Source organism: Streptomyces siamensis (assembly GCF_039543605.1).
Taxonomy (GTDB): Bacteria; Actinomycetota; Actinomycetes; order Streptomycetales; family Streptomycetaceae; genus Streptomyces; species Streptomyces siamensis.
The window spans coordinates 129,838-152,797 of record NZ_BAABKB010000003.1 but is presented as its reverse complement, the minus strand read 5'-3'; the positions used below and the strand labels follow the sequence as shown (position 1 = coordinate 152,797).

The following is a 22,960-nucleotide window of genomic DNA, read 5'->3' as shown; positions in this document are numbered from 1 at the left end:
GGCCTCACGTCCCCCCTGCAGACCTCCACCGGGTCCCGCTCAGGGAAGGAGCCTCGGCTTCTTCCTGGCCGCCACGTCCTCGACCCAGCCGAAGAGCGGGACGGCGATCCAGATCAGCAGCCAGCCGATGCCGAACATGAACCACTGGCTCTCCAGCGGGAGCCACTTCTCGAAGGCCGGCACCTTCCAGAACTGATCGATCAGCGGGACCGCGAGCACCAGGGCGATCTCGTGCCAGAGGTAGATCGTCACGGCCCGGCCGTTGAAGATCGTCACGATCCGGTCGAGGCGCCGGAAGCGGGTGAGCCACGCGAAGTCCACGTCGTAGTACGCCTTGAAGTACATCAGGAGCGTCACGAAGCCGGCCGACCAGAAGGCCTGCGCGAGCGGGATCTCGTCCAGGTCGTAGGTGCCGGCCGCCGCCCGCTGGGCGAACGCGTACCAGCCTCCCGAGGCGAGCGCGGCCAGCGACGCCAGGACGACCGGTCCCGGCCTCAGCCGCTGGAGCACGCCCTCGCGGTGCGCGAACCCGAGGAGCCAGCAGAACCCGTACGTCGCCAGGTCCGTGAGGGCGCTGCCGAAGCGGTCGTAGGGCGGCTGCCAGACGTACTGGAAGACGACGATCGGGACGAGGGACAGCAGCAGGACGGGGATCGGGGCCTTGCGGAAGATCCGCAGGAGCAGCGGGGAGAGCAGCACGAGCCAGAGGTACGTCCGCAGGTACCAGAGGATCTCCCAGGCCTGCACGCCCCACTGGTTGCCCGGCGGGTCGCCGACCGGCACGAACCAGAACACGATCTGCCAGCCCGGCATCCAGTCGTGGATCAGCATGGCGACCACGACGAAGAACCCCCAGAACCAGAAGGGCGGCAGCAGCCGCCGCATCCGGCTTCGGACCACCTTGAGGGCGGGCCGTTCCAGGGACTTCGCCATCAGGGTGCCGGCGAGCGCGAACATCACGCCCATCGAGGGGAAGACCAGGCCGGCCCAGGCCCAGCCGAAGGTGTGGTACGTCACGACACGGACCAGGGCGACGGCGCGAAGGGCGTCGAAGTAGCGGTCGCGGCCCTGTGCTCCTGCTCCCGTCCGCGGCGCTGGCTCCTCCGGCGCGGGGACCGGTTGCTCCGCCGTGTCGCCGCCGGGGTCCGGTTCCGCGGGGGACGGCGATTCGGTCGGGCCCCAGCCGTGCGGCGCCGCGGGAACACCGCCCGCGGCGGCGTACTCGGGAGACAGCTCGCCGTACGCCCGCGGCTGCGGGTCCCGGCCGTACGGATCGGACTGCTCGCCATGGCCGTAGGGATCGGACTGCTGCACGTATCCGGACCCGTGTGCGTAGCCGTGTCCCTGCTGCGCGTACTGCCCGTACTGCCCGTACTGCCCGTACTGTCCTTGCTGGTCGTGCCCTTGGTGGTACTGCCCCTGCCGACTCTGGTCCCAGCTCATCTAGCTCACCCCCGCCGGGGTGCCGACCTCGCCCGTGCGCTTGAGTTTCTGCCAGCGCAGACGTCCGCCGGCAAGGGCCGTGACACAGGAGTGGATCAGGACCAGGTACATCATCTGCCGGTACGCGAGTTGCTGGAGCGGCAGCATCGCGAGGTAGCGGTACTTCTCCCGGTCGAGCCGGAAGGCGTAGGCGGCGCAGACGAGTTGGACGGCGAGGACGGCCAGCCAGGCGAGCAGGGCCGCACGGAAGTCCACGAAGACCATCGAGTAGACGGTGAACACGTCGATGAGCGGTGCGAAGAGCGGCGTGACGATCTGGAAGAGCACGACGAGGGGCATGCCCACCCGGCCGAAGCGGCCCGAAGGGCCCTTGTCCGTCAAGGACTTGCGGTGCTTCCACAGCGCCTGCATGGTGCCGTACGACCATCGGTAGCGCTGCGACCACAGCTGCTTGAGCGAACCCGGCGCCTCCGTCCAGGCCCTGGCGTGCTCCTGATAGACGACGCGCCAGCCCGCCCGGTGCATGGCGATGGTGATGTCGGTGTCCTCGGCGAGCGTGTCCTCGCTCATGCCGCCGACCTCCAGCACCGCGTCCCTGCGGAAGGCCCCGATGGCGCCCGGGATGGTGGGCATGCAGCGCAGCAGGTCGTACATGCGGCGGTCGAGGTTGAAGCCCATCACGTACTCGATGTGCTGCCAGGCGCCGATCACGGTGGTGCGGTTGCCGACCTTGGCGTTGCCCGCGACCGCGCCGATCTCCGGGTCGGCGAAGGGCTGCACGAGCTGGTGCACGGCGTCCGGTTCGAAGACGGTGTCGCCGTCCATCATCACGACGATGTCGTATCTGGCGTTGCGTACGCCGTTGTTGAGCGCGGCCGGCTTGCCCGCGTTCTCCTGCCGGACGACCCGGACGTTGGGCATGCCGAGCGACTCCGCGATCTCGGACGTGTTGTCCGTCGACCCGTCGTCGACGACGATGATCTCGATCGGATGAGTGCTCCTCGCCAGCGACTTGAGGGTGTTGGCGATGCACTCCTTCTCGTTGTAGGCGGGCACGATGACGGACACGGGTTCGGTGACCGGCGGCCCCCAGCTGAACCTCCCGCCCCGGCCGCGCCTGCGGTTGCGCTGCCGGTGGTGGCGGCGGGCGAGGACCAGCATCATCGCGAAGCGGCCCATGACGGCGACTCCGACGACGACGAGGAACCAGGACAGGGCCGGTACGACCCACTCGGCCACGGCGACGGCCCAGATGAGGGCCCTGCCCTCGTAGAGCGTCGCGCCGGTGGCGGTGCGGTGGGCGGCCTGCTCGGTGTCGACCGCGGCGGCGCCGGCCGCGCCGGGGCGCGCCCCTCGGCCGTCCGCCCCGGCCGCTCCCCCGGCGGTGGCCTGCCCCGTGCCTACGGCGCCGGTGCGGTTCAGCTCGGCCTGCGCGCCGCTGACCGTGGTGAAGGTGTAGCCCTTCGCCTTCATCTTCTTGATGTACGTGTCGAGCGCCTCGACCGTCTGCGAGCGGTCGCCGCCCGCGTCGTGCATGAGGACGATGGCGCCCTTGTTCTTCTTCGGCGTCGCCCATTGGACGATCTTCGAGACGCCCGGTTTCTTCCAGTCGTCGCTGTCGGTGTCGACGAAGACGCTGGTGTAGCCGAGACCGCCGATCTCCTTGTAGACGGGCCAGCTGTAGTTGTCGACCGCGTCGATCTCCGACGAGTACGGGGCGCGGAACAGCGTGGTGGTGACGCCGGCGGCACCCGCGAGGGCGAGCTGGGTCTGGTCCAGCTCGCGCTTGAGCCGGGCCGCGCCCTGGTAGGAGAGGTCGACGTGGGTGAAGGTGTGGATGCCCACCTCGTTGCCCTGCTCGACCAGCTTCTTCACGATGCCCGGATAGCGCGAGACCATCGAGCCGACCATGAAGAAGGTGCCCTCGACGTCGTTGTCCTCCAGGACCTTGAGGACCTGGGGCGTCCAGGTGGCCGTCGGCCCGTCGTCGAAGGTGAGCACGATGGTCTTCGCCGGCACCGACTGGGTCTTCGCGGTGCCGTCGGTGAAGGTCAGGATGGGCCCGCCGTCGAGGATCTTCTCGGGGACCCTGTCGTAGGCCGCGCCGTCGCGCACGCGCGAGTCGTTGCCGATCTCGGAGCGCAGGTAACCGTCGAGGAGCATCACGCTGACGAGGGCCAGCAGGAGCAGGAGGGCGAGGATGACGCGCGGCTTCTGCAGCGCCGCGGCCCTTCCGGCGGCCCACTCCATCCTGGAGGGGGCACGGCGGCGGCCGCGCGAGGGCGTCGTCGTAGTCATGAGAGTGGCGGTGTCCCCGTCAGTTGGCGCCGGTGGAGGCGGACACGGAGGGAGCGGAGGAAGGGGCGGCGCCGGTGGGCAGGCCCGACGGCGGGGTCCCGGTGGGGGCGCCGGTGGGGGCCGTGCCGCCCTGCGGCTGCATGCCGCCGCCTCCGGGAGCGGATCCGGCCCGGCCGCCGTCGAAGGGGAACAGCGAGGACGGCGTCAGCGAGGTGCCCCAGCCCATGAAGGCCATGCCGAGCACGCACGCGTACCCGAGGCAGACGACACCGACGAGCGTGCCGAAACGGCGCAGCAGGCGCGCTCTGCGCCCGGAGTTGTCAACGAAGACGGGACCCTCGGCGGCCCCGTGGCCGCGTTTGCGGCGACGGCCGCGGGCAGTTGCGCGGCTTTCGACGGCGGACTCGGATTGCATTCCCCGGAGATTAAGGCGCCTTTATGTGCGAGAAACTCGGTCTCTCATGTGAGGCGCCCATGAGAGACGCCTCAATCTGTCCTTTCTCTATGAGATTTCCCGGACGACTACCTCTTAGCACCGCCGCACCGCTGGGCGATACGCCCCGTTTCATTACACCCTTTCATCACCTTTGCCCCACTATCCTCACCGCGTCGCCCCGCACGATCTTCATTCGGGATTCCCGACCGCGTGTGCCACATTTCCCCTACGGATTCAGCGGTTTGTTTCCGTCCTGAGACAGAAATCACGAGAGCGGGTGCTTACGCAATGAGGAGTTTCCTGAAGCCCGCCGCCGGGCTCGTCTCCCTGGTGGCGCTGGCCTGCGCGGGGTGCTCCTCGGGCGGTGGCGGGGCGTCGGACGCGGCCTCCCCGCGGTCGGGCGGGACGCATACGGCACCCGCGCCCAGCCGCAGCGACAGCCCGTCGTCGGCCACCTCGTACGCCCCGTACGTGAGCGCCACCACCGCCTCGGCCACGGACTCCAGCGGGTCGCCGTCGACGTACAACCTGGCCTTCGTGATCTCCGACGGCAGCGCCTGCACACCGAAGTGGAACGGGACGTACGCCCTCGGCGACTCGGCCGTGGCGTCACGGATCTCGGCGCTGAAGAAGTCGGGTGCGAGCGTGCGCGTGTCCTTCGGCGGAGCCTCCGGAAAGGAACTCGCCTCCACCTGCGACAGCGCGAGCGCTCTCGCCGCGGCCTACGGTGCCGCGCTCGACGCCGCCGGCTCGTCGCAGGCGGACTTCGACATCGAGGGCGACGAGCTGGCCGACTCCGACTCGGTGGCGCTGCGGTCCGAGGCGATCGCGCTGCTCCAGAAGGAGCGCACCGATCTGGAGGTCTCCTTCACCCTGCCCGTGATGCCGTCCGGACTCGACGACGACAGCCTCGCCCTCCTGGAGTCCGCCAACGACCACGCCGTGAAGGTCTCCACGGTCGACATCATGACGATGAACTACGGCAGTTCGTACGCGGGCGACATGGGCGACTACGCGATCACGTCCGCCGAGGCGGCCCACGACCAGCTGGAAGACGTCTTCGGGCTGTCGAGCGCGGGCGCCTGGCGGGGCCTCGCGCTCACCTCGATGATCGGTGTCAACGACGTCGACAACGAGACGTTCACGCTCTCCGACGCCGCCCAGGTCCGCGCGTTCGCCGAGGAGAAGGAGGTCGCGTGGGTCTCCATGTGGTCGACGTTCCGCGACCGGCGGTGCGTGGACGGCGACGCCGATTCCGACGACGCGGCCACCGACTGCAGTGGGGTGAAGCAGAGTTCGGGGGCGTTCGCGAAAGCCCTCGCAGGCTGAGCCGGCCGCCGTGCACGAGGATGCGTGCACGGGGGGGGGACGGGGCAACGCGCCTGCGGGCGCGGGATGTTGACGGGCAGGTCCGGGGTGTCGGCGGGCGAACCCGACGTGCGGGCAGGCGACCTGAGGTGTTGACGGGCAAGCCCGGGGCGGTGTCGGCAGGCAAGCCCGGGTGTCGGCGGGCGGGACCCAGGTCTGCGCGGCCCGGCGGCCGGTCTAGCGGCGCCGGTGCACCAGGCGTCCCGCGCACACGGTCGCGAGGCACGTCCCGTCCGCGTCGAAGACCGCGAGGTCGGCCCGCCCGGTGTCGGTGATCACCGGCGTCCGGGGGTGCGCGAGCACGGCGACGTCGTTGCGCGCGGCCGCGGCGCGCAGGCCGGCGTCGTCCGCGTACGCCTCCAGCACCGCGGTGGCACCCGACTTCAGTACGGCGTGGACGCGTTCGCGGGGGCTCGGCGCCGCGGGCAGGACCCCTTCGTGGACGCGGGCGGGCCCGAGGGAGCCGGGCCAGCGGCGCACGCGCGCCCCCGGGAACCGCTCCAGCAGCTCGTCCAGCGGCCCCACGCCCGCGACACGGTCCCCCTCGACGGCCACGGCGCCGTCCTTGAGCGGCGCCGTGTCGCCCCAGCTGCGCCGGAGCTCGTCGGCGGTGTGGATCGTCAGCACGGCGCGGCTAGTTGGAGGCGAGCAGCTTCAGCTCGGGGTGTGCCGTACCGCCCTCGATCGCGGTCGACGAGATGTGGGACATGACGCGCTCGTCGACGGGGTCGTCCGCCGGGTCGTCGTGGACCACGATGTGCTCGTACGTCGTCGTCCGCTGGGCGGGCACGCGGTCGGCCTTGCGGATCAGGTCGATGATCTCCATGCGGTTGGAGCGGTGCTTGGCACCCGCGGAGGACACCACGTTCTCCTCCAGCATGATCGAGCCCAGGTCGTCCGCGCCGTAGTGCAGGGAGAGCTGGCCGGCCTCCTTGCCGGTGGTCAGCCAGGAGCCCTGGATGTGCGCCACGTTGTCGAGGAAGAGGCGGGCGATCGCGATCATCCGCAGGTACTCGAAGAGCGTGGCCTGCGTACGGCCCTTGAGGTGGTTGTTCTCGGGCTGGTACGTGTACGGGATGAAGGCGCGGAAGCCGCCCGTCCGGTCCTGCACGTCACGGATCATCCGCAGGTGCTCGATGCGCTCGGCGTTGGTCTCGCCCGTGCCCATGAGCATCGTGGACGTCGACTCCACGCCGAGACCGTGCGCCGTCTCCATGATCTCCAGCCAGCGCTCGCCGCTCTCCTTCAGCGGGGCGATCGCCTTGCGGGGCCGCGCCGGCAGCAGCTCGGCGCCGGCGCCGGCGAAGGAGTCGAGTCCGGCGGAGTGGATGCGCTGGATCGCCTCCTCGACGCTCACCTTGGAGATGCGGGCCATGTGCTCGACCTCGGAGGCGCCGAGCGAGTGGATGACGAGCTGCGGGTACGCGGCCTTGATCGCGGCGAAGTGCTTCTCGTAGTACTCGACGCCGTAGTCCGGGTGGTGGCCGCCCTGGAACATGATCTGCGTGCCGCCGAGCTCGACGGTCTCGGCGCAGCGCCGCAGGATGTCGTCGAGGTCGCGCGTCCAGCCCTTGGCGGTGTCCTTGGGGGCCGCGTAGAAGGCGCAGAACTTGCACGCCGTGACGCACACGTTCGTGTAGTTGATGTTGCGCTCGATGATGTACGTCGCGATGTGCTCCGTACCGGCGTACCGGCGGCGGCGTACGGCGTCGGCGGCGGCACCCAGCGCGTGCAGCGGGGCGTCCCGGTAGAGGTCGAGCGCCTCCTCGGGGGTGATCCGCCCGCCTGCGGCGGCACGGTCGAGGACGGACTGGAGGTCGGCCTTCTCGGTCACCGGGGCGTCCCTTTCGGAGGGGTGTGGGCGGACCGATCCAGCCTACGCCAGCCACCTCGGGGGCTCGACGCCAGCCCGCGTACCCCGTGGCCACGGCCCCGTTCAGGCCGCGTACGCGCCGATCAGCAGCCCCACGTAGGCGCCCGCGACGAGGAAGGGCCCGAAGGGGATCGACGTCTTGCGTCCGGCGCGCCGCACCACGACCAGGCCCATCCCGTACAGCCCGCCGAACAGGAACCCGGCGAAGGTGCCCAGCAGCACCACGCTCCACCCGTACCAGCCGAGTACGGCCCCGAGGCCCAGCGCGAGTTTCACGTCCCCGAAGCCCATGCCGTTCGGGTTGATGAGGAAGAGGAGGAAGTACGCGCCGCCGAGCGCGAGCGCCCCGTACAGCGCGGTCGGCCAGTCCCCCGCGTGCTCGGGCACGAGAGCCGCCGCCCCGAGCAGTACGAGCGCGGCCCCGGCGAGCGGCAGGGTCAGCACGTCCGGCAGCCGCTGCACCCGGAAGTCCACCACGGCGAGCAGCACGCCGAGGGGCGCGAGCAGCAGCCAGACGGCGAGCTCCGGCCGGGTACCGGTGGCGAGGGCGAGACCGGCGCAGACCACGGCGGTGGTGAGGGAGACGAGAGACACGCCGGGGCCGTACGCGGACGGGGCGTCGCCCAGGGCCACCCGGCCCGCGTCGCCGGACACCTCCGACGCCGTACGCGGGATGCCGGGCGCACGCCCCCGGTCGCCGCCGCACTCCGGGCAGCGGGCGAGCCCGAGCCAGCCGCGCGCCGGGCCGGTGAGGGCGTGCCCCTCGGGGCAGCGGTCGCGCCACGGCTCGTCCGGCCGTACGGACAGGCGGTACGCGGGCCGGGGCACCAGCAGCCCGGCCGCCGCGCCCCAGAGAGCGGCCCCGACGGCCACCCAGAGTTCGAGGTCCACGCATTCACCCCAAGAGTTCGTTTGCTGCCGCGGGTCATCGTCGCGCAGGGCACGCCGGGTGGGCCATCGTCCGCCGGACGGATCAGCACGGGCGCCGCCCCGCGGGCCGTTCAGCAGGCCCGCCTCCGCCGGTGACACGCGGCCCGGCACCGCCGTCGTCCACGGGACGGACCGGCCGACCGGACCCACACGGCGCGGACCGCACCGACGCGCGGCCCGGGGCTCTGCCCGCGGCGCGGATCGCCCGGGATCCGGTCGTCGCCCGCGGGCCGGAGCGGACCCGGCGTCCTCCCACAGGTAGCTGATCGCCTCGGCGCGTCCTCCCGCAGGGGGTGGATCGCCTCGGCGCGCCCCGACACGGGACGGGGCGCCGTCGCGCGGGGCGGAGTCGCGTCGCCCGGGCGGGCCCCCGGCGGGCACGGCGGACGCTCGGCGGGCCCCAGACGGGCACGGCCGGTCACCACCGGGCCGGGCCCAGGGCCCCGCACCCCGCACCCCGCACCCCGCACCCCGCCAGGCTCATCCGACGGCGGCGACACCGCTCCGCCACGTCGGCAGCAGCTCGTCCAGCAGCGCCTCGGTGCGCGGCGGCAGCCCGCGCGCACCGCTGCGGGTGACCAGGTCCGCGGCGAGCCGCTTCATACGGTCGCCGTCACCGATCGTGTGCGTCGCGCGCAGCAGTTCGTTCCACAGGCGCTCGTCGCCGGGGGCGGAGTTCAGGGCGGCGTTCAGGGCCTCGATGGCCTTCTCCGCGCGGTCCTTCTCCAGATGGAAGGCGGACAGCGCGAGTCCGATGTCCGCGACGAGCAGCGGGAGTTGCGCGTCGATGATCTCGTGTGTGAGCCAGCCGTACCGGCCCGCGGGGCGGTCGGCGAGCAGCGGACCGCGCACCAGGACGAGCGCGTCCGTGAGCAACCGCCCGCGCACCGCACGGCTGTTGACGCCCCTGCCCTGCGTCGCCTCGTGGTACAGCGACCGCAGCACGTCCAGGTCGGAGACGACCGACTTGGCGAGCGTGAGCCGCCCGGTGGCGTCGGTGCCGAGGCGGGCGGTGCCGTCCGGGTCGGTGCCGAGCCAGCCGCGCAGCCGCTCGACGAGCGCGTCCCGCACGTCGTCGGTGACCCCGCGCGGCCACAGCGCGGACGACAGCACCCGCGGGTGCACGCCCTCGCGGTGCAGGAGCAGCAGCGCGAGCGCCTCGTGCATCAACGGGCTGCGCTCGCCGTCGGGCGTGTCCAGACCGATGATCTCGTACGGGCCCACGAGCCGCGCGTACACCGCCGGACGGCCCTGCTCGCTGATGTCGACGAGGAACGGCGGCGCCGCGGAGTTGGTGCTCTCCCGCTCGGGGTCCGCCTCGACGAACAGCTCCACGACCGCCCGCTGCTGCGCCACCGGCAGCGACTGCGCGTCGAGTTCGAGGCCGAGCAGCGGTGCGAGCAGCTTGCCCTCGCCGGTGATCTCCATCTCCCAGGCGGCGCCCGGCAGATCACCGCTCTCCGTGCCGACGAGGTAGCCGATGCCGAGCCGGCTCGCGTCGGCGGCGAGTTCGGCGAGCTTGACGGCGTCCTCGGCGGACGGCTCCGCGGCGAGCAGCACCAAGTGCGGGGCCCAGCGGGTGTGCTGGGCGGGCCCGGTACGGCCGGTCAGCACGGAGTCGTGGCCGGCGGCGCCCAGCGCGCCGCGCCGCTGCCGCGTCTCCGCCTCCATGGTCTCCACGAGCGCCTCGACGTCGTCGAGGTGGCGCAGCCGGTTGGGCGCCAGCGGCGTGAGGTCCTCGCCGAAGCCGACGAGCGTGATCGTCATGCGGTCGGACCAGCCGTTGGTCGCCAACTCGGCGGCGACGGAGGCGAAGACGCCCGCACGGTCGCTCGCGCTGCCGCTCAGCGACACGATGCCGGGGACGGACTCCAGGTTGAGGAGCAGCCGGGAGTCGTCCATCGTCCCGAGGCTGACGAGGCCGGGGTAGGGAGCGGCGGTGTCGACGTCCTCGTACCGCTCCGCGTCGGCGCGCGCCAGCATCCAGAACGTCTGGTCCTGCCCGAGCTGCCAGGGCGCGGGCGGCTTCCCGGCCGGCTGGGCGAGCTGGAGGTGCAGGTCGCCGTTGCCGCTGAGCCAGGCCGCGTAGACGGTCGGCAGCGGGCGGGACTCGGCGGCGAGCGCCGCGGCCAGCCCGCGCAGCGAGAGGTCGAGCAGGCGTACGCCCTCGGGGTCGGCGCCCACCAGCAGCGCGTCCTGGGCGTCCGCGGCCGAACCGGTCGGGACCGGCGGTTCCATGCCGCGCCGCCCGCCGACCGCGCCGAGCGCCGACTGCCACAGGGCCTGGCGGCGTCGGCGGCCGAGCGCGCCGAGCAGGCCCGCGGCGAGAAGGGGCGCGCCGACGAGCGTCTCGGGCAGCCCGAAGGAGAACCCGCTCTCCTCGGCGGCCGAGGAGTCCGAGGCGTGCGAGGCGCCCTGCTCGTGCCGCTGGTCCCCGCCGCTGCCGACGCCCTGGTCGCCACCCGGCCGCTGATGGGGCAGGTGGATGTGCGCGGTGTCCCGGTCGCCGGCGCCGCCGCCCTGCTGCCCGCTGCCCTGCTGGTGGTCGCCGGTCTTCGCGTAGTCGTGGATCTGCTGCTGGACCTGCTCGGAGACCTTCGGCGCCTCGTCGGGCAGCTCGACGAGATCGCCGCCGTGGGCGTCGCCGGGCATCTCCAGGATCCAGCCGGGGCGGATCAGACTCGCCTCGGAGAGCTTGGAACCGTCGGGCTGCGTGCGGTCCTTGTTGAGCTGGTAGATCTCCTTGTAGCGGCGCCCGTCGCCGAGGTGCCGCTCGGCGATCTCCCACAGCGAGTCGTGGTGGCGTCCCTCGGGCGGATGGATCCGGTAGTACTTGGTGTCGCTCTCCTGGGCTGCGTGACCGCTTCCGGCGTCGGCGTGCGACGCCGCGTCGGCGGCCTGCTCGGCGAGCGCGGCGGCCGCGCTGGACGCGGCCTGCTCCTGCTGCTGTGCGAACAGCCCGCCCGGGGTCTGCTGCGCGGCGGCGACCGTGCCGCGCTGGTTGCCCTCCAGGCTCTGGCCGAGCTGCGAGAGGCCCGGCGCGAAGCTGGCCGCGGTGGCGCCGACGAGCAGCAGCGCGGCGACGAGCTGGCGGGCGAGCAGCTGGCTCGGACCGGCGCCGGGGACGCGGTTCGGCAGGCCCACGCCCGACAGCGCGGCCTTCACCTCGACGAGCACGCAGGCGGTGAACTGGGCCCAGGCGAACCACACGATCACCGTCAGCACGTTGATGAACGTGCCGACCGTGATCTCCTGCTGGAGCCAGTCCAGCGAGGGCGCCCCGTGCGGCAACGGCCACCCCACGCTGACCACGAGCGCGCCCGGAACGCCGACGAGCAGCACCAGCAGCGCGACGAACGCGGCGGTCGCCTTCGCGAAGTCCCCGAACGTCCGTCGACGCCGGGGCAGCGGCTGCGGCGTCCGATTCCTCGGACCCGGCGTGCTTCCCGTCGAGCTTGAAGTGGTGCGTCGGGCCATGGCGGGTGTCCTGGGGTCGTGTGGGGAGGGAGGCGAGAGCTTGGAGCTGCTGAGGTGGTCCGGGGGGTGTGCTGAGCCTATCGAGATCGTACGGAGGTCGTCGAAGGTCAGACAGGGGACGGGACTTGAGCGGCGGCCCGCTTTACCGACCCTCACCCCCTAAGTCCGACTTGCCCGTTGCCCCGGAATCCGTGTCCCGCCTCAGCTCACCATCATTCGCAACCGTCATGTCACAGTTCTCACGGTCCCCACACAATCCCCCGTTGCCGCCCCGATGCCCTCTACGCACCCCTGATAGCTTCGTTCTCTGCTGCACACATGCCGAACACAGGGGGAGAAAGCCCGTGTCCCGTCGCGCCCTGACCACAGCCGCCGTCGCGCTCACCGCGACCACGGCCCTCCTCCTCACCGCCTGCGGCGGAGGCGACGACAAGTCCTCGGACGACATCAAGGGCGCGGACACGGGCTCGACGTCACCGTCGGCTTCGGCGTCGGGGGGCACCCAGGCCGGCCGGCCCGACGTGAGCGTGCCCAAGGACCTGGACCTGGTCTTCGACTTCGACACCCCGTCCGACGCCAAGCACGCGGCGGCGCTTGCCGACGCGGCCAACTACATCAGGGCTCTCGACCACGGCATCGACAAGCAGGATCCCGAGGACCCGGCGTACCAGTTCTACTCGGACGGCAGTGCCTCCCAGTACGCCAAGTCCCAGATCCAGGCATGGGTCAAGGGCGGCTGGACCGTGACCGGCACGGACAAGTACTACGACGCCGAGACCAACTCCGTGGGCAAGGGGAAGCGCGTCCTCGTCAGCTTCTGCAGAAACCAGGCGGAGTTCTTCGGCAAGGAGATCAAGACCGGAAAGGTCCTGCGCACCAAGGAGAGTCTGAGCAGCTACCAGAAGTTCACCATGATGATGTTCCCGCCGAGCGGCTCCTCGCCCGCCTGGAAGGCGCAGGTGATCGAGGTCAAGGGGAAGGCGAAGGAGTGCCAGGCATGAGGATGCGCGGACGTACTTCCCACTGGACCCCTGTGGCGGTGGCGGCATTGGTGCTTTGGAGCGGGGGCACGGCGCACGCGGACGGCCCCGCGGACAACACCACACCGCCGACGGGCCCTTCGGGCAACTCCGACGGAAACGGCAACATCAACGCCTCGGCCACCCAGTCCCAGATCAAGGTCCGCCAGGTGAAGGGCCCCACCACGGGCAAGCGGGGCAACATCACGTCGGTCGACCCCAACTGGGAGCCCCCGGCGTGCTGGTACGAGCCCGTCATGACGCCCGAGCAGCTGAAGAGGTTCTCGGAGACGAACGGCAATGGCGACGTCGGTGTCCACGAGACGTGGATCGGCAAGGGGCTGTGGACGGACCACTACCGGGACGAGAAGCCTGAGAAGAACTTCGACGACACCTGGTCCACCGCGCCCGGTTACAAGGACTACAACACCGGCAAGAAGGGGTACTTCTGGCGCAGCGTCGCACCGGACGACACGGACCCCAAGTCGTGGGACTGCGGCCGGATCATGTTCTGGCAGGACGGCAACACGGTCCCGCAGGTCCCGAACGCCCCGACCCCGAAGACGCTCGCCGAGTACGCCTACAACCAGGTCAAGATCCCTGACACCAAGATAGAGCTGAAGCCCGAGGGCAAGTCCACGGTCAATCTGCCCACGTGGATCTGGCTCGACAAGGGCACCTTCCAGGACGTCACCGTCCGCGCCGAGCTCCCGAACACCAACCTGTGGGCGGAGACCACGGCCAAGCCGGTCGCGCTGCACCTGGAGCCCGGCACGGAGGACGCCAGCACGTTCCCGGCCTCCGGCGAGTGCAAGATCAACGACGACGGCTCGATCGGCACCCCGTACAAGAAGGGCGACGCCGACCGGACGCCGCCGTGCGGCATCGAGTACCTGCGTGCCACGAGCGGCGCCCCGTACCAGCTGAAGGCCTCCATCACCTGGCAGATCTCCTGGGAAGGCACCGGCGGCGCCAAGGGCGACCTCCCGGACGGCACCTTCGAGACGACCCAGGACATGAATGTCCAGGAAATCCAGTCGATCAACCGTTAGGTCCGGACGAGACCTCGGCATCCGTAGGGCCGGCCGACGAGCGCGCACAGCCCATCGGGCACGATCCGGTTGGGCATCGCCGACGCGACGGTGAGGACGACAACGGAGGCACCGTGCGGAGCGGACGGCACAACCCAGGAGCTCAGATGATCCGCCCCGTGGGCTTCTTCTCCGAACTCGGCCCCGGGTGGGGACTGCCTGCTGACGGGCTCATCCGCGATGCCGTGAACCCGACGGGAGAGCCGGACGAAGCGAAGATCGTCTCCTACCTCAGGAACGGCGCGGGAATCTGGAGCGAGATGAGCGCAGGCCCCGACGTCCTGGACCCCGAAGCCCCCGCGCTGTGCGGCATCGGATCGCTGTACACGGACGGAACCTGCCTGTGGCGCGAGGACCTCCCCTACTACCTCGGGAAGTATCACGTGTCCCTGCCCTCGGAGTTCGTCGCGCACGTCAGGCTCGCCCACCACCAGGTGCCGGAAGTGCCGGAGCCGCGGCTGATGGAAATCCTGGAACGGGACCTCGGAATCGATGGGACGTAGACAAGGTCGAAAACCTGGACGGGTCATCTCCGCCGCTGACCAGGACGGGACTGGGCATGACCCGGATCTTTTCGGGCGACGAGTGCCAGATCAAAGCACCGCGACCGACCGGTGGATGGCGGTGAAGAACAGCGGCCCATGGTTCGGCCTGAGCCACATGCCGCTCACGGAAGAGGCCCGCACCTACCTGGCGGCCGCCACGTACACCTCCATCGCATACGACGAGGGAGGCGACTCGTGACGGCCCCTGATCACACGTCACTACCGCTACGCAACCACCCACAGGCAAATCCACGTCTCACCCGCAGCAGCGTGCGATAAGTTCGCAAGCATGTTCTGTTCCTGAGACGGCTCAAGTTGCAGGTGTTACGGGGGAAAGCGTGTCGCACAGGCCGGCGGACTGGCACATACTCGACCTGGACCAGGACCCGACTCCCGGCGACCCGCAGCGCGTACGGAAACTCGCCGGCTCGCTGCACGACTTCGCCGACGACGTCTCCCATGTCCTGCGCCACATCAAGGGCATGGCGAACGAGGACGCCGTGCTGAAGTGGGCGGGCAAGACGGCGGAATCCTTCACGGCCGAGTTCGAGGACGTCCCCGGAAAGCTGAAGAAGCTCAAGAAGTCGTACGACATCGCGGGCGACGCGCTCGCCTCGTACTGGCCGGATCTGGAGAAGGCCCAGGAGAAGGCGGACCAGGCCCTCCGCGACGGCCGCAAAGCGCGCGCCGAACTCTCCACTGCGAAAACCGCGTTGAACGGCGCCAATGACTGGGTGCGTACCGCCACGCACAAGGCGGACTCGTACGACCCGGACAAGAACCGCGGCAAGGACGTCCCCAAGCCCGACGAGGACGAGGTGCGCCGGGCGACACGCAACGCCACGCACGCCAAGGAGAAGCAGACCGCCGCCCAGCAGGACGTGGACGACGCCCAGGGCGCGTTGGACGCGGCGAAAAAGCTCGCCGCGCAGGCCAAGGGGCTGCGCGAGGACGCCGCTCGGCGCACGGTGAAGAAACTCCACGAGGCCTCCGACGCCGGCATCCACAACCGCCACTGGTGGGAGGAGGCCGTCGACTGGGTCACCGACCACTGGGACGAGATCGTCACGGTCTGCAAGTGGGTCGTGACCGTCGTCGGCATCATCGTGATGATCGTCGGCGGTCCGCTGGGCTGACTGGTCTTCGCGGCGGCCCTGGTCGTGCTGGCCGACACGATAAGAAAAATGCTCAACGGCCAAGCGGGCTGGGGCGATCTCGTATGGGCCCTCCTGGACTGCATACCCGCCACGAAGGGCTTCACCAGCCTCGCGAAGATGGGCAAGCTCTGGAAGGCGGGGGGCCTCAAAGCCCTCGGCGCCGGCGCGTTGAAGGGCATTACCGGCGGTCTGCGCGGCTACATCAAGGGACTCCGCGAAGGGGGAATGTCTCTCGTCACGGCCGTCCGGGGCCTCGCTTCCCGCGGAAATCCACCACTCAATCTCAATATCAGGAGCTTCCCGAAGGGCCGGCCCGGCCTGAAGATATTCCGCCCTGGAGACAGGCTCGGATATCGCTTCGATCACGTTCCTCCGACCGGAAAGTTCGATGTCGCCGTCCATGGGTCACCCGAAAGCGTGGGCGTTCAAGTACGAGGCGGCGAAGCAGTGGCGCACGATCCGAAGTCATGGGCGAACCTGAACCATCGCGAACTCGCAGACCTCATGCGGCAGAACGGCTGGAACGGCGAGGACATCCGATTGCTCTCGTGCCAGACCGGCATGCGGCCGGACGGCTTTGCTCAGGACCTTGCCAACAAGCTGGGCGTGTCGGTCGAGGCCCCCACCGACTTCCTGTGGGTCCACCGTGGTGGAAAGATGGAGGTGGGACCGTTCGACCCGGACTACTTCAAGGAACTGAAGGCACACGAACAAGGACTGACGTCCCGACCGCCGCTTCCGCGTATTCACCCGACAGAACGCGGAGATTTCAAAGTTTTCGAGCCGAATAATGGAAGCTGACATGAAGCAGATCCCAGCACCTTTCAAGCCGGATGAACCAGCCCGTACGGTCCCGGCTGAGCTCAATCGTCTGTCTATTGAAGTCAGCGAGCGCCTGGCCGAATACCTTGAGACTGCAGAAGACCTTGTGCTCGCCCCGGGCACAAGACAGTCACCTCTGTCCGACAACCCTGATCACCGTGTGCGCGTCGGAGTCATGACGGACGGCGAATGGGTGTGGGATCTCGCGTGGGCAGACCTGGTCCGCGAAAGCCGAATCTCCCCCGGAACCGACTTCATGCAGCATGTCGAGAGGCTCGACTTCGTGCTGCCCGAGGTCTCGGAGGAGAGAATCATGGAGCTCTGCGAAGCTCTTGATATTCCGTACTGATAGCCGTCCCGTGCCTCAACCGCCAGGCCCTCACCGACATCGCCGAGGTCGCCAAGCTCCGGCAGGCGCGCGGCCTGCACGCGCATGACGTCGATATCCGCGCCGTACCGTATCGGAGAGGCGCAAACCCATATAGAGTGCGCCCCTGGCTCGCTCACGGAGGAGCTCGCTATGAAGCTTTCCGGATACCTGGAGCGCGCAGAACCACTGCTCTTCTCCCCCGGCACCCTTCCCGACCCCTTCTCCGATTCCGAGGGAATGCGGGTTCGTGTCGGTGTCATGACGGACGGGACCTGGGTATGGAATCTGGCCTGGTCCGACTACGTCCAGTACCATCGCGTGGCCCCGCCCGCCGAGTTCATCCGGCATGCGGAGTCGCTCGACTTCGTACCGCCCGAGATTTCGGAGGACGAAGCAATGCGGCTCGCCGAGGTTGCGGGACTCCCGATGCCCGACTGACCGCCGACGGGCAACTACTGCCCGCTGACCGCAGGACGACTCTCGAGGCAAGAAGAAGGAACTGAGCACCGTGCCCACCACGCCTGACCCGATCCACGACCCAGCCCGCCCGGGCCAGCAGGAGCGCGTCCAGGAGGCGGCCCAGGAGGACTTCAGGGGAGTTTCCCTGTCCGTCCCCGAATCCTGGTGGGAGTTCGACATCCGTCCTGAGGGCCGGGACAGCACCATCCGCACGCTCGTCGACGAGCGGATCCGCGAGATTCCCGAACTCGGGGACTACCGAGCCGAGCTGACCGCCATGCTGCGCAGGATGGCCAAGGACGCGTACGACTCCGGTGCCGTGTACATGGGCTGCATGGCGGAGAACTTCGGAGGCGTGCCGCTGTCGGCGACCGTCACCGTGTCCGTGCTCGGCGCCAAGAACAAGCAGGGCGTGGCCCTGTCCACGGATCCGCGGGCCATCGCCGAGAGCCTGCGGACCATCACGCCGCGCCGTGACGGCGACGCCTGGCGCACCGTCACGACCGTCGACATCCCCGAAGTCGGCCCGGCTGCCCGGACGTTCGGTGTCGAGGACGTTCCCGTCGCGCAGGGAGACACCCGTACCCTTCGTATGGTGCTGACCCAGACGTACATTCCCGTCCCGGGAACCGCCGGTCAGGTGGTGCTCGTCTCCGGGGCCAGCCCGGTGCTGGACCTGGCGGAGGCGTTCCACGACGTCTTCGACGCCGTGACCGGCACGTTCCGCTTCGTCTGACGAACCAAGGGGGAACCGCACATGGGCACGAGCAAGAGCGACCTCGCGCTCCCGATCAGCGAGCTGGAGGACTACGGCGGGCGGCTGCGCGACATCAAGACCCGGCTGAACCACACCAAGAAGCTCTTCGAGTCCTACAAGGACGACCTCGGCGACCACACCGTCTACGACGCGCTCGACGACTTCGAGTCCGGCTGGGAGGACGGCCGTGAGGACATCTCCCAGGCCCTCGACGCCCTCGCCGACATGTCCGACGCCGTCGTCCGCGAGTTCAAGAAGCTCGACGACAAGCTGGCCAAGGACGTCTCCGACGGGGTGAAGACGGAGAAGAAGGGCGGCAAGGGCGACGGCGGGAAGTGACGCCCGTCCGGGAGGACCGCCCGACGCCGGCCGGCGTCACGCCTCTCGCAGTACCGCCAGTGCGAACGCCAGGCGGCGGTCCAGCCAAGGGGCGTGCGGGTGGTACACCCGCACGCCGTCCAGGTGGCCGGAGGTGAGGACCAGGTCCTCCTCCTCGTCCCCCGTACGCCACGTCACCGGCTTCCACACGTGCGTACTCCGCTGGTCGCCGCCCTCGGCCCCCAGACCGGCGACGGAGTCGACGACGCCGGAGACGAGCGCGCCGGCTCCGCGGACCGCCTTCTCCCTGCCCCGCGCGGCGATGTCCTTCGCACTGCCCCTGGCCCAGTGGTAGCGGGCCACGATCTCCGGGTGTCCTGGCTGCCGCAGCCACCAGCCGTGCTGGAGGGCCCGCTTGGCGGCGGAGGTGCGGTGCACGTGCCCCAGTTCCGTTCCGTCGGCGTCGGTCACGCGGTAGGCGGTGCCGCGACTCGCGGGCGTGAGGACGCACAGCGATGCCCCGCCGGGCTCGACGGCCGCGTGCAGCTCGTACGACGGCGTGCTGTCGTCGGCCTCACCGAGGCGCGTGACGACCGCCGCCGGGGCGAAGTACCGTACGCCGTCCCGCATCGTCGGTTCCCGTACCGCCCGCTCCCCTGTCAGCGCCTTGCGCCGGAAGGCCGCCGGGCGCAGCACGTCGCCGACGACGAAGCCTCCGACCCCGCCGGTCCCTTCCCAGGGCACGGGTTCGACGACCGGGTCGTCCTTCTTCCGCCCGAACACCGCCACGCCACCTCCACTCGTCCGCCGCAGCGGTGCCGGCTCAGCCGACCTCGTTCTCCGCCACCGCGCTGCCGTGCACGACGACGTCGCCGCCGTAGAACATGCCGGTGAAGACCGGGGAGTAGGTGAGCTGGACCTCGACCTCGACCTGGTTCTCGTCCGCGGCCACGCAGTGCGAGGCCGCGATGTCCGCGCCGGACATGCCCATCTCGCGGGCGAACGCCTTCACGCGGGCCCCGCAGTTCTGGTAGCGGATGGGGGCGCCGCCCTTGCCCTGGTTCTGGTAGAGGGCTTCCTTGTCGACGTCCTGGGCGGCGTAGCGGGCGGCCTGTTCGGCTATGTCCGCGGCCCGCTCCCGCTTGGAGATCGACATGCCGCCGTCGATGACGAAGGCCGACAGGGAGAGGAAGACGATCGCGAAGATGATGACCGCGCCGGCGCCGGAACCACGGTCGTCCAGGCGGGCCCGGCGCGCCCCGGCCCACTCCCGGGCGCGGGTACGCAGCCGTGAGGGGACCTCGTGGTCGCCCGGCCCGCGCCGCCCCGCCCGGGCACCCGGCCCGCCCTGTCCCGCGGTTGCGCGCGGCCTCATGTGCCCCATCACGCCTTCCTCTTGAAGGGGTCGAGCGGCGAGGTGAACGAGCTGGTCAGGGTCGTCGGGACGTCCAGGCCGAGCATGGCGAGGCCCCGCACCTGGCAGCTCACCTCGACCGTGAAGAGCTCGGCGTCCGCGAATCCGGTGCTGGTCTTGGTGACGGTCACCGGGCCGGAGCACACGTCCGCGAGGTCGGCGTCGGCCGCCTTCTGCGCCTCGGACATCGCGGTCGCCTCCTCCCGCTGGAGGGATCCGGCGCGTGCCGCGTCCCGAGCGGCTCCGTCGAGCGCGCCCCGGCCGTCCACGAGCTGCCCGAAGGCCACCAGGACGAGGATGAAGAGGATCATCACGGGGGCGAGGATCACGACCTCCACGGTGGACAGTCCCCGGTCTCCGCGGCACGCCCGGTGCCGCCGGGCTCCCGGGTGACCCCGGTCCACCTGCCGCCCCCGGGCTCCCCGGCGTCCCCGGCCCCGGTCGCCCTCGCGGTACGCCGTCACCCGGTCCCGTACGAAGGAGACGAGCGCCGCCATCAGTTCTCGCCCTCCTTCACGAATCTCTCCACCGGGCCCACCGACTGGGCGTGCACCGTGAGGTCCAGGCCCGGGAACACGGTGGGCACCTTGGCCGTGATCTCCACTCCGACCTTGTTCTGCTCGGGCTGGAGAAGCTTCACGTCCGGGGACAGCACCAGCTGCGGGCCGAGCTGGCGGATGTAGCTGTCGACGACGTCACGTGCCTCGCCCCGCCACGCTCCGGGCTGTTCGTCGGCCGTGGCGCGGGCCTTGCGGGCGCCCGCCTGGGCCGCCGCCTGGGCCACGTGATCGGCGAAGAAGTACAGCGCGAACTGCACCGTCGCGAAGATCATGAAGAAGAGCACCGGCGTGAGCAGCACGAACTCGATCGCGGTCATGCCGGAGTCGCCGCGGGTGGAGGCGGCCTCCACCCGGCGGCGTACCCAGCGACGTACCCCTGGATGTGCGCGCACCCGTGTCCCCGTGTGAGAAGTTGCGGAACGGCTCAGCAGGTCTTGCCGGCGTCCGCGCCCTTGATGCAGTCGCCCACCTTGTTGGCGCCGTCGCTGAGGGCGGCGTTGATGATGGCGGCGACCACGCCGACGATCGCGACGACGACGGCGGAGATGATGACCCACTCCACCGCGGACGCACCCCGGTCGAGTTCGCCGGAGCGGGCGCGCTGCACCCGGCCCTGGAGGAAGGTGATCAGGAAGTCCACCCCCGGGATCCCGGTGCTGAAGTTCCGTCCGTTCATGGTGAGTTGTCCTCTCGAAATGACGTGGATGAAGTTGTCGGTCGGCGTCAGACCTGGAAGACGCGCATGGCGGCGGGAAAGATCAGGAAGACCAGGAAGCCGGCGCACAGCAGCAGCTGGGCGACCAGCATCGACTGCGACTTCTCGCCCGCGCTGCCCTCGATCTCGGAGAGCTCGCGGTGCCGCATGGTCTCGGCGCGGGAGGCGAGCGACTCGCGGACCTTCGCGCCGTCGTCCGCGACCAGCGCCAGGGAGGCCGACAGGTCCTTCAGTTCCTCGACGCCGAGTTCCTCGCCCAGCGAGCCGAGGGCCTGCCACTGGCTGATGCCGGTGATGCGGGCGTCGGCGAGCGCGTTGCGGATGCGCTGGGTGGCCCACCCGTCGGAGACCTCGGCGGCGGCCATCAGGGCCTCGGGCAGGCCCCGGCCGCCGGCCAGGCTCATCGACACGAGGTCCAGGTACGCGCCGATCACGCGCCGCAGGTCGCGCCGCTTGTCCGCCGCGTCCCGCCGCACCTCCACGTCGGGGAGGAAGAAGAAGACGAGGGCGAACAGCAGGGCCAGCCAGACCGGGATGATCGGGCTGCTGCCGAAGCCGAGCGTCCAGACGACGGCGAAGAGGAACGGTCCGAAGAACACGCCGGCCGCGGCGAGCAGCACCTTCGTCGCGAGGAACTTCTCCCAGCTCCGGTCCAGGACGGCCAGGTCGGCGCGCAGCGAGCGCTGCTCCCAGCCCTGCTGGAGGTAGAAGTCGGCGACGCGGGTGCCGACCTGGGCCCGCAGGCTGCCGAGTTTCCCGGCGTCCTGTCCGCCGCGGTGCGCGGATTCGTAGGCGGCGCCCCGCGCCCGCATCGCGTCGATGCGGGCGACCTGCGCGACCGCGCTGCGCTTCGACGGCATGAGAGCGCGTACGAGTGCGTAGGCGCCCAGGCCCAGGACGGCGCCGATCAGGAGCGGCATGGTCAGGTTCATCGACGTACCGCCTCGTCGGTGGAAGCCGGAGTACGGGGGCGCACGAACTGCACCGACGACTCGTCGCGCACCAGGAACCGCTCGGGGGTCTCGATGGTGGAGAGCTTGCGCAGCCACCAGAAGCCGAGCGCGAACAGGCCGCAGACGCAGGCGAGTACGAGCTGCCCGACCGCCGTGCCGTACGGCTTGACGAAGTCGCGGTTGAAGATCGACAGGCCGAGGACGAAGGCGATCGACACCGCGACGACGATCTGCACCGAGCGGCGGGTCGAGGCGCGCTGGGCCATCACGCGCTGGCGCATGTCGACCTCCTCGCGGGCCGACTTGGCGAGTGCGCCGAGCACTTGGCGCAGACCGGGTCCGCGCAGCCGGGCGTTGAGGATCAGTGCGGCCACGATGATGTCCGCGGACGCGTCGTCGATCTCGTCGGCCAGTTGCTGCAGGGCCTCGGGCAGCGGTGTACGGGAACGCAGCCGGTCCACCAGGGAGTCCAGGTGGGGCCGCAGTACGGGGGCCGCGGCGCGTGCCGAGGCGGGGATGGCCTGTTCCAGGCCCACCGCTCCGGCGATGGTGTCGCGCAGCGACTCGGTCCAGGACGCCAGGGCCTCCACCCGGCGCATCGCGGCGCGCTCCTCGGAGGCGCCACCGAAGAGCTTGTCCCAGAAGAAGACGAGGATTCCGGCGGCGATTCCGGCGACGGCCCATCGGGTCAGCAGCAGGACGACGAGTCCCACGATGGCGGCGGTGGATCCGCGTCGGCCGGCGAACCGGACGAGCTCACCTGCCCGTTGGCTCGCCTTCTGCTTCTCGTGCTCGGGCTTGGCCGGCAGTCCGCGGACGGCGACGGCGAACAGCGCGATGCCGCCGCCGACGGCGACACCGGAGGCGAGCGCGAACAGGACGGTGGTGGAGAACAGCCCGCCCATGGAGCCGAGCGAGTCGAGCGCGGCGAGGGAAGTCGTGTCCGTCATGCGAT

25 protein-coding genes are annotated in these 22,960 nt (G+C 70.4%); 11 read left to right on the top strand and 14 right to left on the bottom strand.

Annotated features, from left to right (window positions below):
• Positions 1-39: 39 nt before the first annotated feature.
• The 3 genes from ABEB03_RS09670 to ABEB03_RS09660 are packed head-to-tail and all read right to left on the bottom strand — an operon-like array spanning position 40 to position 4,156.
• Positions 40-1,443, bottom strand: coding sequence for an acyltransferase family protein (locus ABEB03_RS09670; protein ID WP_345644603.1), 1,404 nt, complete (start codon positions 1,441-1,443; stop codon positions 40-42).
• Complete coding sequence (locus ABEB03_RS09665; RefSeq protein WP_345644601.1) at positions 1,444-3,741, bottom strand: bifunctional polysaccharide deacetylase/glycosyltransferase family 2 protein; 2,298 nt, start codon at positions 3,739-3,741, stop codon at positions 1,444-1,446. It abuts the gene before it with no gap.
• Between the two features lie 19 nt (positions 3,742-3,760).
• A complete protein-coding gene (locus ABEB03_RS09660) occupies positions 3,761-4,156 on the bottom strand; it encodes a hypothetical protein (RefSeq protein WP_345644598.1) in 396 nt (131 codons plus the stop codon).
• Between the two features lie 309 nt (positions 4,157-4,465).
• On the opposite strand from ABEB03_RS09660, the gene ABEB03_RS09655 reads away from it, so the two are divergent.
• Positions 4,466-5,506, top strand: coding sequence for a chitinase (locus ABEB03_RS09655; RefSeq protein ID WP_345644595.1), 1,041 nt, complete (start codon positions 4,466-4,468; stop codon positions 5,504-5,506).
• A gap of 216 nt (positions 5,507-5,722) precedes the next feature.
• Here ABEB03_RS09655 and ABEB03_RS09650 read toward each other — a convergent pair whose 3' ends face one another.
• From ABEB03_RS09650 to ABEB03_RS09635, 4 genes are all read right to left on the bottom strand, one after another.
• Complete coding sequence (locus tag ABEB03_RS09650) at positions 5,723-6,172, bottom strand: imidazolonepropionase-like domain-containing protein (protein ID WP_345644592.1); 450 nt, start codon at positions 6,170-6,172, stop codon at positions 5,723-5,725.
• A 7-nt stretch (positions 6,173-6,179) separates the two neighbouring features.
• The gene (mqnC, locus tag ABEB03_RS09645; RefSeq protein ID WP_345644589.1) at positions 6,180-7,379 is read right to left on the bottom strand and encodes a cyclic dehypoxanthinyl futalosine synthase; all 1,200 of its coding nucleotides are present in this window, start codon (positions 7,377-7,379) and stop codon (positions 6,180-6,182) included.
• 102 nt (positions 7,380-7,481) lie between these two features.
• A complete protein-coding gene (locus ABEB03_RS09640; RefSeq protein WP_345644586.1) occupies positions 7,482-8,309 on the bottom strand; it encodes a prepilin peptidase in 828 nt (275 codons plus the stop codon).
• A gap of 519 nt (positions 8,310-8,828) precedes the next feature.
• Positions 8,829-11,825 (bottom strand): BTAD domain-containing putative transcriptional regulator, encoded by a 2,997-nt coding sequence (locus ABEB03_RS09635; protein ID WP_345644583.1) that lies wholly within the window; start codon positions 11,823-11,825, stop codon positions 8,829-8,831.
• A gap of 344 nt (positions 11,826-12,169) precedes the next feature.
• Between ABEB03_RS09635 and ABEB03_RS09630 the strand changes: the two genes are divergently transcribed.
• From ABEB03_RS09630 to ABEB03_RS09585, 10 genes are all read left to right on the top strand, one after another.
• Positions 12,170-12,826 carry a hypothetical protein gene (locus ABEB03_RS09630; protein ID WP_345644580.1) on the top strand — a complete coding sequence of 219 codons (657 nt, stop codon included), beginning with the start codon at positions 12,170-12,172 and terminating at the stop codon, positions 12,824-12,826.
• A gap of 2 nt (positions 12,827-12,828) precedes the next feature.
• Complete coding sequence (locus ABEB03_RS09625; protein WP_345644577.1) at positions 12,829-13,896, top strand: hypothetical protein; 1,068 nt, start codon at positions 12,829-12,831, stop codon at positions 13,894-13,896.
• A 146-nt stretch (positions 13,897-14,042) separates the two neighbouring features.
• The gene (locus ABEB03_RS09620) at positions 14,043-14,438 is read left to right on the top strand and encodes a hypothetical protein (RefSeq protein WP_345644574.1); all 396 of its coding nucleotides are present in this window, start codon (positions 14,043-14,045) and stop codon (positions 14,436-14,438) included.
• A 115-nt stretch (positions 14,439-14,553) separates the two neighbouring features.
• Positions 14,554-14,679, top strand: a complete 126-nt coding sequence (locus ABEB03_RS09615; protein WP_345644571.1) for a hypothetical protein — start codon at positions 14,554-14,556, stop codon at positions 14,677-14,679.
• 139 nt (positions 14,680-14,818) lie between these two features.
• A complete protein-coding gene (locus tag ABEB03_RS09610) occupies positions 14,819-15,616 on the top strand; it encodes a putative T7SS-secreted protein (protein ID WP_345644568.1) in 798 nt (265 codons plus the stop codon).
• Positions 15,617-15,664: 48 nt separating this feature from the next.
• Positions 15,665-16,438 carry a hypothetical protein gene (locus ABEB03_RS09605; RefSeq protein WP_345644565.1) on the top strand — a complete coding sequence of 258 codons (774 nt, stop codon included), beginning with the start codon at positions 15,665-15,667 and terminating at the stop codon, positions 16,436-16,438.
• Between the two features lies 1 nt (position 16,439).
• A complete protein-coding gene (locus ABEB03_RS09600; RefSeq protein ID WP_345644562.1) occupies positions 16,440-16,808 on the top strand; it encodes a hypothetical protein in 369 nt (122 codons plus the stop codon).
• Between the two features lie 171 nt (positions 16,809-16,979).
• The gene (locus ABEB03_RS09595; protein WP_345644559.1) at positions 16,980-17,267 is read left to right on the top strand and encodes a hypothetical protein; all 288 of its coding nucleotides are present in this window, start codon (positions 16,980-16,982) and stop codon (positions 17,265-17,267) included.
• Between the two features lie 298 nt (positions 17,268-17,565).
• On the top strand, positions 17,566-18,024 hold the full coding sequence (locus ABEB03_RS09590) for a hypothetical protein (protein ID WP_345644797.1): 459 nt from the start codon (positions 17,566-17,568) through the stop codon (positions 18,022-18,024).
• Positions 18,025-18,045: 21 nt separating this feature from the next.
• Complete coding sequence (locus tag ABEB03_RS09585) at positions 18,046-18,384, top strand: hypothetical protein (protein WP_345644556.1); 339 nt, start codon at positions 18,046-18,048, stop codon at positions 18,382-18,384.
• A 36-nt stretch (positions 18,385-18,420) separates the two neighbouring features.
• On the opposite strand, the gene ABEB03_RS09580 is transcribed toward ABEB03_RS09585, so the two are convergent.
• The 7 genes from ABEB03_RS09580 to ABEB03_RS09550 form a co-directional block, all read right to left on the bottom strand.
• On the bottom strand, positions 18,421-19,152 hold the full coding sequence (locus tag ABEB03_RS09580) for a hypothetical protein (RefSeq protein ID WP_345644553.1): 732 nt from the start codon (positions 19,150-19,152) through the stop codon (positions 18,421-18,423).
• Positions 19,153-19,186: 34 nt separating this feature from the next.
• Positions 19,187-19,738: a TadE/TadG family type IV pilus assembly protein gene (locus ABEB03_RS09575; protein WP_425589209.1), complete on the bottom strand. Its 552-nt coding sequence runs from the start codon at positions 19,736-19,738 to the stop codon at positions 19,187-19,189.
• Positions 19,739-19,746: 8 nt separating this feature from the next.
• Positions 19,747-20,274, bottom strand: a complete 528-nt coding sequence (locus ABEB03_RS09570; protein WP_345644550.1) for a TadE/TadG family type IV pilus assembly protein — start codon at positions 20,272-20,274, stop codon at positions 19,747-19,749.
• The gene (locus ABEB03_RS09565; RefSeq protein ID WP_257004899.1) at positions 20,274-20,654 is read right to left on the bottom strand and encodes a TadE family protein; all 381 of its coding nucleotides are present in this window, start codon (positions 20,652-20,654) and stop codon (positions 20,274-20,276) included. The genes ABEB03_RS09570 and ABEB03_RS09565 overlap by 1 nt, the downstream gene beginning before the upstream one ends.
• A gap of 107 nt (positions 20,655-20,761) precedes the next feature.
• Positions 20,762-21,013: a hypothetical protein gene (locus tag ABEB03_RS09560; protein WP_028805786.1), complete on the bottom strand. Its 252-nt coding sequence runs from the start codon at positions 21,011-21,013 to the stop codon at positions 20,762-20,764.
• Between the two features lie 47 nt (positions 21,014-21,060).
• Positions 21,061-21,984 carry a type II secretion system F family protein gene (locus ABEB03_RS09555; protein WP_345644546.1) on the bottom strand — a complete coding sequence of 308 codons (924 nt, stop codon included), beginning with the start codon at positions 21,982-21,984 and terminating at the stop codon, positions 21,061-21,063.
• The gene (locus tag ABEB03_RS09550) at positions 21,981-22,955 is read right to left on the bottom strand and encodes a type II secretion system F family protein (RefSeq protein ID WP_345644543.1); all 975 of its coding nucleotides are present in this window, start codon (positions 22,953-22,955) and stop codon (positions 21,981-21,983) included. The genes ABEB03_RS09555 and ABEB03_RS09550 overlap by 4 nt, the downstream gene beginning before the upstream one ends.
• Between the last annotated feature and the right edge of the window lie 5 nt (positions 22,956-22,960).